This window comes from Chryseobacterium sp. WG23 (assembly GCF_024586575.1).
In the GTDB taxonomy this organism is placed as follows: domain Bacteria; phylum Bacteroidota; class Bacteroidia; order Flavobacteriales; family Weeksellaceae; genus Chryseobacterium.
The window spans coordinates 21,911-32,191 of sequence record NZ_JALCZE010000021.1 but is presented as its reverse complement, the minus strand read 5'-3'; the positions used below and the strand labels follow the sequence as shown (position 1 = coordinate 32,191).

Genomic DNA, 10,281 nt, shown 5'->3' with positions numbered 1-10,281 from the left:
CAAAGCCCGTTTGTATTGATCTATAATTGTTATTACTTTTATAATGTTTCTTTCAACCAATCGAAGAATTCCCTCTGCCATACCAATCCGTTTTGTGGATGAAGTACCCAGTGATTTTCATTTGGGAAATAAACAAGTTTAGATTTCAGTCCTCTTAATTTTGCAGCCTGGAAAGCTTCCTGCCCTTGTTCGTAAGGTACACGGAAATCAATTCCTCCCTGAACAATCATGATTGGCTTATTCCATTTTTCCACAAAATTGCTTGGGTTGAATTCTGTATAGGCTTTTGGAAGTGGCTTTTCCCATGGAGAACCGATATCCCAGTTCGCAAACCAAAGTTCCTCAGTGGTCAGGTACCATGATTTCATATCAAATAATCCATCGTGGGCGATGAACGTTTTGAATCTGTTTTCGTGTATTCCTGCCAGCATAAATACGCTGTATCCACCATAACTTGCTCCTACAGCAGCTACTCTGTCTCCATCTACGTACGGTAATGTTTTTGCGTAATCAGTGGCTGCCAGATAATCTCTCATGGGCTGTCCACCCCAATCTTTAGAGATCTCCTCATTCCATTTTGTTCCCCATCCCGGCATTCCTCTTCTGTTGGGAGCCACTACGATATAGTCATTGGCAGTCATTAAAGCAAAGTTCCATCTTACGCTGAAGTACTGTGTCAATGCAGACTGTGGACCACCCTGGCAATATACCAGCGTTGGATATTTTTTATTAGGATCAAAATTTGGTGGATAATGGAACCATACTCCCATTTCTTTACCATCCGAAGTTTTTACCATTTTAAGTTCAGATTTACCCTGAGCCAACTTAGCATAAGCCCCTTTATTAGCTTCAGTTACCTGCTTCATTTCTCCGTTTTTAAGATTTACTGAGAAAATTTCTGTGGCATGGTTTACATCTGTTCTTCCTACTAAAAGTGACGTTTTATTATCTGTAAAGATTTCATTAACGTCAAAATCTCCTCTGGTAATCTGCTGTACTTTTGCAGATTTTGAATCCAGAGAGAAAAGCTGTTTTGTTCCTCTGTAAGCTGCCGTAAAGTAAACTGTTTTTGAATCGGCTCCCCAAAGCACATCTCCCGATACGCTGTCGTCCCAACCTGCAGTAAGATTCGTAGTCTTACCAGATTTCCAATCCATGATCTTTACATCATTTTTATCTGCTTCATAGCCATCTCTGGCCATACTCTGCCAGATCAATGATTTTCCATCCGGGCTGAATTTGGGATTAAGATCATATCCTTTATTAGATTCTGTAAGGTTCTTGGTAGTTCCTGAAGCTAAATCGTAAGCAAAAATATCTGTATTGGTACTTGTGGCATATTCTTTACCGCTTTTAGGTTTGGTAACGTATAAAAGCTGTGCAGAATCCGGGCTCCAGATAAAATCTTCAGCACCTCCAAAAGGTCTCTGAGGAGAATCCCAGGTTTTCCCTTCTAAAAGATCTTTAGCAGCATCTACTTTATCGGAAGTATTGACAACAAATACGTGGTTGTATTTCCCTTCATTGAAATAATCCCAATGTCTGTGGTTCAGGTCTGTATATACCTGAGCTGTTGTTTTAGGAGTATCACTGTATTTATCTTTACCCATCAGTTTTTCAACCAGAACCTGTTTGCTGAAAGCGATTCTTTTACCGTCAGGAGAAATAACAATGTTATCTGCCTCACCTATGGTATAAAATTCTGTCCAGGTTTTTCCGGCATCTTTTGAAAGATAGATCACATCACCTTCCTGTGCATAGATTCCATTTTTATCCCACTGAATGAGGGCTTTTTTACCGAAATCTATTTTTGAAGACTGATTATTAAGAACATTTAGAAAATAATTCTCATTTTTTGTTTTCTCTGTTTTCAGATCTACCTGTCCTACTTTATAAATAAGGGAAGCTTGATCCGGTGAAACGGCCTGTACTCCTACTTTTTTCAAAGTCCAAAGAATTTCAGGCGTCATTAGTTGTTGTGCATTCATTAAAAGCGGAGCTGCCAGAGCCAGCAGGCTGTACTTAAGTTTCATATGTTAGTATTCATTTTTACGGATTCATAAAACCAGATAAGGCTCATAGAGTCCTTTTATTAGATTCAAAGATTGCCAAAGTTAATATTTAAAATAAAAACGGACGAAAGAATTAACATGAAAGTTTTACGATATTGAAAATAAATAGTTAATATGCAAATGAATTTTTATTAATTTTATAAAAACTAAACTAATATCCATTTTACATGAAAAAATTTCTCCTTTTTTCTGCACTCTTTGTGTCTTCTTTCTTTTTTTCACAGTTAATGATAAGCCCTTTTCCCAATCATTATTATAACACTTATCAGGCAACTATTTCAGGAAACGGAACTATTTATTATACTACTGATGGAAGCACACCTACATTAAGTTCTGGTTCAGCAGTCAATAATGTACAGATTCCCATTGATCAGAATAAAGAAATCAAAGCATTTCTTGTTGATAGCCAGGGAAGTTTATCAGCTGTCATCAGTAAAAAATATTATACAGGAAGTATTCCTACGGCTAATATTTACTTTAAAATTCCTTCTGCATGGACCGGAAGCTGTGTAATGATTGATATGGTGAATCCTAATTCTATTGACGGATTTGCGATGGATACCTTCTGGCCAGGGGTCGTAATGCAGCCCGCAGGATGTGAATCCTGGTATAAGGCTGCCAGAAATTTTGAAAGTGCCAATGTACGTTTTAACAATTGTACCCTCTTTGAAAATATTCCTTCAACTATCAGTACAAATTTGATTCCTATGGAAAGTACTTTGTATTATGATTTTACTGACGGGATCATAACAACTCCACCCTCATGTTTATTTTTAGCGACTCATGAAACGCAGCAAAAAAACAGCAATGTTTTAATTAAAGTTTACCCGAATCCTGTTTCAGATATTTTAAAAGTAAATACTGACAGGAATTTTCAGGAATACGAGATTCTAGATGTGAATGGAAGAGTGATTGTAAAAGGCCAGTTTGTAAAAAAAATTTCTATTCATCAACTTATTTCAGGAAATTATTTTCTAAAACTGAAAGATTCAAAGGGAAATTTAGTATTGTTAAAATTCATTAAAAAATAAAAAAATCCGCTTGTTGAGCGGATTTATATTTTGATCTGTATGTTTTTAATTAATCTCCATCTGAGAACATTGAACTTGCCAAAGAAGTGACAATGGACAATAGAATGCTAAATATAAATGCCCACCAGAAGCCATCTACCACCATACTGTCTATAAAATAATCTGCAAGCATAATAATTGCCGCATTAATTACCAAGGCAAAGAAACCTAGTGTAATAATGGTAAGGGGAAGTCCGAAAAGGCTTAAAATAGGTTTAACAAAAATGTTTAAAACTCCCAATACAATGGCAAAGATGATTGCTGTTGAAAATCCTTCAAACTGTACTCCCGGTAAAACTTTTGTTAAAAGATACGCAACTATCGCCGTAATAAATAATCGGATAATTAAGTTCATATTATTATTTTTTAATGTTTATGGGGGTTATGGAGCAAAAGCCATTCCATTTCGGTAAAAAAAATTCAATAAAACCCTTTGTTTAAAGATATTTTAGCCTTTTACCATCCTGAAGCTTTTATTTTATTTTCATCATGGTCACCAATGAAGTCGCCACATGACTTTCTGAATCTGGACCTTCATTCTGAACATAAATTTCCGTTCTGATCACACTGATTTTGGTACCGCCCTTAATGACATATGATTTTGATATCAGAGCATCACCCATTGCAGGCCGTAAATAGTTCACCTTTAGCTCAACTGTCACTACATAGCAATCTTCTTTGTAATGGCTTACGGCTGCATATCCCGAAGAAACATCCACTAAAGAAGCGATCATTGCTCCGTTGAACATTCCCGCTTTCCTGGTCATCATTTCCATCTTAGGGATTTTTATAGAAATAAAATCTGTTTCCACTTCCAGCAGTTCTGCCCTGTAGAATTTCAAGGTTTCCGAGCGGTTGAAGCTGTCTGTAATAAGTTTTGTTTTCTCTGGAGTCATTGCTTTTTGAATTTGAATGTAAATGTAAAGATTGATTTAAAAAGTAAAGAATTAAAAGACTAAAAATTGAGTGATAGGTCCGTATTCTTATTCGCCAACAACAAAAAGCTTGCACGCTTTAATTATTGCAGGAGTAATGTTTAATCTGTAAGCTTAGGTTTATTTTTATGATATAAAAGTTTAGCTTTGTATTAAAGGGATGATCATATGGATTTTAAAAGTTTTTTTTCGTGTCTAAGCATTCTGATGTGCTGTACTTTTCATGCCCAAACCTTATCTTTATATGGAGGTTCAGATCAAGATCAATATCTGGGATGTTTAAACTGTGATACTTTTAATAAAGATTCAGTGTGGAACACTTATGGTGATTACGGAAATGTATACAGTTCAAAATCAATCTGGAATTCTTACGGAAATTATGGAAGTTCATACAGCACTTACTCTCCCTGGAGCTCTTATGCTTCCTACCCTCCGGCTATTATCGATCAGGATGGAAATTTTTACGGATATCTTACCTTGAATACATATAAGTCTGAAAGATCCGGTCTGGAACTGGCTCAGGTGTTGTGCAAATACCATGAGGATATCAAAAAAGACATCAGTGGTTAATATGACAGGCTGTTCAGGTAATTTTTTAATTGAGAGGTATATTGACCACCCCGTCAAAAATTCTTTGAATTTTCGCCACCCCTCCGGAGGAGGGGAATGTGTAGTCTTCAATTGGTATATTTGAGCTTTTATTACCTGCGAAATGAAAAATACATTGTATAAAAGACTCTAAAGTATTTTTTAAACACTTTAGTTCACTTAAGCAAGTGTAAAAATTACTGCATATGGGTAAGTTCACTTTAGGAGAAAATCAGAGATTTTCATAAAACTTATATGTACTTTTCAACAGTTTAAAGGTCACTTTTAAAAATCTTAAGTGGTTAAATTTTTTGTGACTTTTGTGGTTGATATTTCTCCTGCTGATTGAGCAGATATTTTGTGTAGGTTTTAAGAAAGCAAGACATTAAAATCATCACTTAAAGTCAGGACTCCTTCTGTTAATCCTTCCGGGTGAATATTGAAGCCTTTCAATTTTGAACTTTTTCCTTTTAAAACCAAGTCCATCAATTGTTTATCAGACAGTTTTTTACCAAAAATTTCAAAACTAATTTTAAAACCACAGTTTTTGAAATCTGAACAGCCAACTGCTGTTTTTCCTTTGATCAGGTTATGTTCTTTACACTTTGGACATTTTGTTTCTTCCCAGGACTGCAGTTCTTTTTTCTGTGCCGGTTCTCTTTTTTTCTTTTCCTTCACCTCTTCTTGCTCTTCCTGCAGAGTAATCACTTTTCCTTTGCCATAAACTACTTTTGCGGTAAGCTCCGTTACCATCTGGATCAGTTCTTCTTTAAAAAGATTGGCTTCATATTCACCTTTCTCAATTTTACGAAGTTTTGATTCCCATTCTCCGGTAAGTTCCGGACTTTTTAGAAGTTCATCCTCAATGGTATCAATCAGCTGAATTCCAGTTTGTGTAGCAATCAGGTTTTTCCTTTTCTTTTCTATATATTTTCTTTTGAAAAGGGTTTCGATGATGTTGGCACGGGTGGATGGTCTTCCGATACCGTTATTTTTCAGAAGTTCACGAAGTTCTTCATCTTCTACCTGTTTCCCGGCGGTTTCCATTGCCCGCAGCAATGTAGCTTCGGTATAGGGTTTTGGAGGTGTCGTTTTTCCTTGGTGGATCATTGGATCGTGAGGTCCTGTTTCTCCTACAATAAATTCGGGGATGGTCTGTTCTTCTTCCTTTTCTTTTTCTTTATCGGCAGATTCTTCTTTAGGTTCTTTGGCATAGACAGCTCTCCATCCAGCTTCAAGAACTTGTCTTCCACTGGTTTTGAAAGGGATAGTTCCTACTTTTCCTTCTACCAAAGTATTGGAAATTTTACATTCCGGATAGAATACGGCAATAAAACGTTTTGCAATCAGATCATAAATCAGTTTTTCCTCCCTGCTCAGATTCTGAGAAGGTGGGATTTCCGTAGGAATGATCGCATGGTGATCAGTTACTTTGGTATCATCAAAAACTGCTTTCGATTTTGGAATCGGAGCTTCTAATAATGGAGCAATCAGGTCCTGATAAGGATACATTTTCTGAAGAATTCCTCCTATTTTCGGATATAAACTTTCGGATAGATAAGTGGTATCAACACGCGGATAGGTTACGTGCTTCTTTTCGTAAAGACTCTGGATATAATTCAGCGTGTTTTCTGCTGAATATCCATATTTTTTATTGGCCTCTACCTGAAGTCCCGTCAGATCAAAAAGTCTTGGATTCTTTTCTTTTCCTTCTTTTATTTCGAAAGAAACGATCTCAAATGGATTTACTTTAAGATATTCCAGCCCTTTTTCAGCACGTTCCAGCGTTTTTAAACGGTCAATCGCTGCATTGAAAATAACGTCACGGTATTTAGTCTTCAGTTCCCAATATTCTTCTGTGGTAAAGGCATCGATCTCTTTCTGACGCTGAACCAGCATCGCCAATGTCGGAGTTTGCACCCTTCCTATAGAAAGAACGGCTTTGTTTCCACCAAATTTCTTAGTAAAAAGTCTTGTCGCATTGATTCCTAGCAGCCAGTCTCCTATGGCTCTTGCATTTCCGGCCAGGTACAGATTTTTATAATCTTCAGCAGGTTTTAAACTGGCAAAGCCTTCCTTGATAGCTTCTTCCGTTAGTGAAGAAATCCATAAACGCTGGATCGGTTTGTTGCATTTCGCCTTCTGCAATACCCAACGCTGGATCAATTCTCCCTCTTGCCCGGCATCCCCACAGTTAATGACCTCATCACATTCTTCAACCAATCTTTCGATTACTTTAAACTGGTTTTCTACGCCTTTATTCGGAATAAGCTTTATTCCAAAGCTGCTGGGAATAATAGGCAACAGAAATAAATTCCAGGATTTGTATTGCGGACCGTAGTCGTGAGGTTCTTTTAAGGTACAAAGATGTCCAAACGTCCATGTTACGCAATAGCCGTTTCCTTCCATATAACCTTGTTTAGGCGTGGTAGCACCCAATACTTTGGCGATATCTCTGGCAACACTGGGTTTCTCGGCAATACATAATTTCATGAACTCGGGTTTATTGTAGGGGTGCAAAAATCGGGATTTTTTTTGACTTTCGCTAATTTAGTTGAGAGTGGATAGCTTGGAGTTGAAAGATAGTGAAATTAAGTTCTATATTCTAAAGATTTAGAGTATAACATTATAATCGTCCTATCTATTTATGAAAAAAGCCCCCTTATAAAAAGGGGGCCGAATCAACAATAGTAATGAAACTAGGTTCATTATTTTTTTTGAGCTTCAGAAATGGCATCAGCAATTCCACCGCCTGCGGTTTCAAAGAAGGCAGGACCAGCCAGCAGATATACTTTTTCTAATTTTTTTGTGGTGGAAAGTTTGTGTTCTTTCAGATAAGTTTCAGAGCGGTTCGCATGTACGATTCCTCTTACTACGTTTCCAGCTACCAAAGCAGTTGGAGAATCTATTCCTGCATCTTTCAGGTCACTGGCAATGGCAAAATTGGTAACGCCTAACCTCATAGCTTCACGGGCTGCCACTTCTCCTACGGAAGTCATCAGGTCAGGGGTGAATTTGTTACGGTCACCTAAACCGATCAGCAATAATTTCTTTGCAGACATCGATCCCTCAGGCGGGGTAATCAAAAGGGTTCCTAAAGAATGTCCCTGAAACTGGCCTGACTTTCTAAGGTTGGTTAATTCTCCTTTTAAAGCTTCATCCAGATGAACCAATCCATTTAGTTTAGCGGGTAAAGCCTGAGCGTTAAAAATATCTCCTTCCGTATATTCGAAAATACAGGCTACCTGAAGCTGGGAATCGGCTGAAGAAGGTCCCTGTACTAATCCTATCATGGAGATTCCATCTACGATTCCCCAGTTTTTAGAAGTTCCTAAAGCAGTGGTTTTTGCAGTGGCTGTGGTAGAGATCGTTTGCGCAAAGCTTAAACCAGTTAATACCAGTAATGCGAAGACTAATGATTTATTTAGGGTATGTTTTAATATATTTTTCATATTTTTTTTGGTTACTGATTATTTTTGTTGTCGGACAGAAGGTTCTTTTTATAATCTTTGTTTTATAAAGTCATAGGTACTTCCATCAATAGGATTTCCGTTCCTTCCCCGGTTATTTTAATATCTAAATCCTTGATATCCCACATTCCGAAACCATCTCTTTCTTCTACTGGCTGACCCTCGATTTGTGCACTTCCTTTAAGGATAAAAGCATAGACTCCGTTTCCTTTTTTCCTGATCTGATAACTGACTTTCTTATCCTTTTCAAAAGTTCCCAGATGAAACCATGCATCCTGATGAATCCATACTCCTTCATCATTGGCATCTGGGGAAAGGATCTGCTGAAATTCGTTTTGACGTTTCGTTTTATCTAATGTAATCTGGTCGTATCTTGGGACTACATTTCTTTTGTTGGGATACACCCAGATCTGGAGAAACTTCACAGGCTGATCAGTATTTCTGTTGAATTCGCTGTGCATAATTCCGGTTCCTGCACTCATCACCTGAACATCCCCGCTTTTGATTACGGCTGTATTGCCCATGCTGTCTTTATGTTCAAGATCTCCTTCCAGAGGAATACTAATGATTTCCATATTGTCGTGAGGATGGGTTCCGAAACCTTTTCCCGCTTCTACTTTGTCATCATTCAAAACTCTCAGTACTCCGAAATGCATTCTTTCAGGATTATGGTAGTTGGCAAAGCTGAAAGTGTGCTGGCTTAGCAACCATCCATGATCAGCTTTTCCCCGTGAATCTGCTTTATGGATGACAGAGTTGTCTTTAATTTTTGATTCCGTATTGGGTAAATGGTTATATCCGATAGGTTCTAACGGTTCGATTTCATCAATATCATTTTTCATGGTATTTCCAAGAGAAGCTGATGCTACAAACATTCCTGTTCCCAATAATCCTTTCTTTAAAAAATCTTTTCTGTCCATATCAAGTTATTTTTGATAGGACAAATGTACAGCGGTGAAAAACCCTGCACATTTAACTAGTTTAATAAATGACTTTTCAGCAAAAAAAAATGCCGGATACTTTTTTGTATTCGGCAGTATGATCATATTGATTGTTGGAATAAAAAGATTTTTGGAAATCGCAAAGGCGCAAAATATTTATTACGTAACATGTATTAAGGCGCAAGGATTTATCTACGATAAAATTATTGAGATACTCATTCAACATTTGTTATCAAAAAAAAATCTGTGTAAATCTGTGTGATCTGCGGGTAAAAAATCTCAAGATTTATTTTTCTTTTGAAGCCAACCGTTTTCTGATGGTGCTTACAAATTCCTTCGAAACCCCTAGATAAGAAGCAATATAATATTGAGCTACCCTTTGTGGAATTGAAGGATTTACTTTGATAAATTCAATATATCTGTCTGAAGCAGTCTTTGAAATGGTATTCACAAGGCGGCTCTGTAAGGTCGTTAAATTCCGCTGTACCAACATCCTGAAAACTCTCTCAAACTTGGGAATTTCCTGTAATAATTTCTCTTTAGTTGCAGGATTCAGCATATAAATTTCTGAGTCCTCCAGAGTTTCAATATATACTTTTGATGGTTTTTGCTCCTGAAAGGAAGCAATATCGCTGATCCACCAATCTTCAATAGCAAACAATAAGGTAACCTCAGAACCGCTATCATCCAAGCAGTACATTCTTACACATCCTTTGTGAATATATCCTTCAAACTGGCAGATTTCTCCTTCTCTTAATAAAACAGTCTTCTTGGGAAATGTCTGACAAACCAGAACATCTGTAAAAATTTTCTCTTCTTCCGGACTTATAGTGATGAACCGTTCAATATTCCTGATGATATTTTCAAACATAAATTAAAGTTTACCCCTGCAAATTAGGAAAAAGACTGTAAACTTCGTTCTTTAACAGTCCGCTTCCTCCTCCATAATGGTCAATCACTTTAACATCTTTATCTAAATAGGCACAGAATATCTTAATCTCTTTCTCAAAGTTATCGGATAATCCGGAACTTAAAAGAACGATATCTACCTTATTTTCTGTTATATAGTCATAGCTGGCATTCTCATCACTTTGAATTTCAGCTGTCCAGCCGTCGTTATTTCCTATAATCCGTTGTAAAACATCCAGAATTTCCTGATTCTTTCCGATGATTAAAAAATGTAATGTTTTCATTAAGTTTCAGTA

10 protein-coding genes are annotated in these 10,281 nt (G+C 36.9%); 2 read left to right on the top strand and 8 right to left on the bottom strand.

All coding sequences use genetic code 11. The annotated features are described in order from the left end of the window. Positions 1-38: 38 nt before the first annotated feature. Entirely contained in the window at positions 39-2,033 is a 1,995-nt protein-coding gene (locus tag MP477_RS22620; RefSeq protein ID WP_257192282.1) for a S9 family peptidase, read from the bottom strand. 206 nt (positions 2,034-2,239) lie between these two features. On the opposite strand from MP477_RS22620, the gene MP477_RS22615 reads away from it, so the two are divergent. Beyond that, entirely contained in the window at positions 2,240-3,103 is an 864-nt protein-coding gene (locus tag MP477_RS22615; protein ID WP_257192281.1) for an FN3 associated domain-containing protein, read from the top strand. Between the two features lie 49 nt (positions 3,104-3,152). Here the strand turns inward: MP477_RS22615 and MP477_RS22610 are convergent, their stop codons facing one another. Both MP477_RS22610 and MP477_RS22605 read right to left on the bottom strand, forming a co-directional pair. Beyond that, a complete protein-coding gene (locus MP477_RS22610; protein ID WP_257192280.1) occupies positions 3,153-3,497 on the bottom strand; it encodes a phage holin family protein in 345 nt (114 codons plus the stop codon). Between the two features lie 118 nt (positions 3,498-3,615). Then, a complete protein-coding gene (locus MP477_RS22605) occupies positions 3,616-4,038 on the bottom strand; it encodes a PaaI family thioesterase (protein ID WP_230035715.1) in 423 nt (140 codons plus the stop codon). A gap of 207 nt (positions 4,039-4,245) precedes the next feature. On the opposite strand from MP477_RS22605, the gene MP477_RS22600 reads away from it, so the two are divergent. Continuing rightward, complete coding sequence (locus MP477_RS22600) at positions 4,246-4,647, top strand: hypothetical protein (protein ID WP_257192279.1); 402 nt, start codon at positions 4,246-4,248, stop codon at positions 4,645-4,647. Between the two features lie 387 nt (positions 4,648-5,034). Here MP477_RS22600 and MP477_RS22595 read toward each other — a convergent pair whose 3' ends face one another. The 5 genes from MP477_RS22595 to MP477_RS22575 form a co-directional block, all read right to left on the bottom strand. Next, a complete protein-coding gene (locus MP477_RS22595; protein WP_257192278.1) occupies positions 5,035-7,158 on the bottom strand; it encodes a type IA DNA topoisomerase in 2,124 nt (707 codons plus the stop codon). A 215-nt stretch (positions 7,159-7,373) separates the two neighbouring features. Next, a complete protein-coding gene (locus tag MP477_RS22590) occupies positions 7,374-8,117 on the bottom strand; it encodes a M17 family peptidase N-terminal domain-containing protein (RefSeq protein ID WP_257192277.1) in 744 nt (247 codons plus the stop codon). Positions 8,118-8,179: 62 nt separating this feature from the next. Continuing rightward, complete coding sequence (locus MP477_RS22585; protein ID WP_257192276.1) at positions 8,180-9,055, bottom strand: pirin family protein; 876 nt, start codon at positions 9,053-9,055, stop codon at positions 8,180-8,182. Between the two features lie 307 nt (positions 9,056-9,362). Next, positions 9,363-9,947: a Crp/Fnr family transcriptional regulator gene (locus MP477_RS22580; protein ID WP_257192275.1), complete on the bottom strand. Its 585-nt coding sequence runs from the start codon at positions 9,945-9,947 to the stop codon at positions 9,363-9,365. 10 nt (positions 9,948-9,957) lie between these two features. Next, complete coding sequence (locus MP477_RS22575) at positions 9,958-10,269, bottom strand: hypothetical protein (RefSeq protein WP_230035704.1); 312 nt, start codon at positions 10,267-10,269, stop codon at positions 9,958-9,960. Between the last annotated feature and the right edge of the window lie 12 nt (positions 10,270-10,281).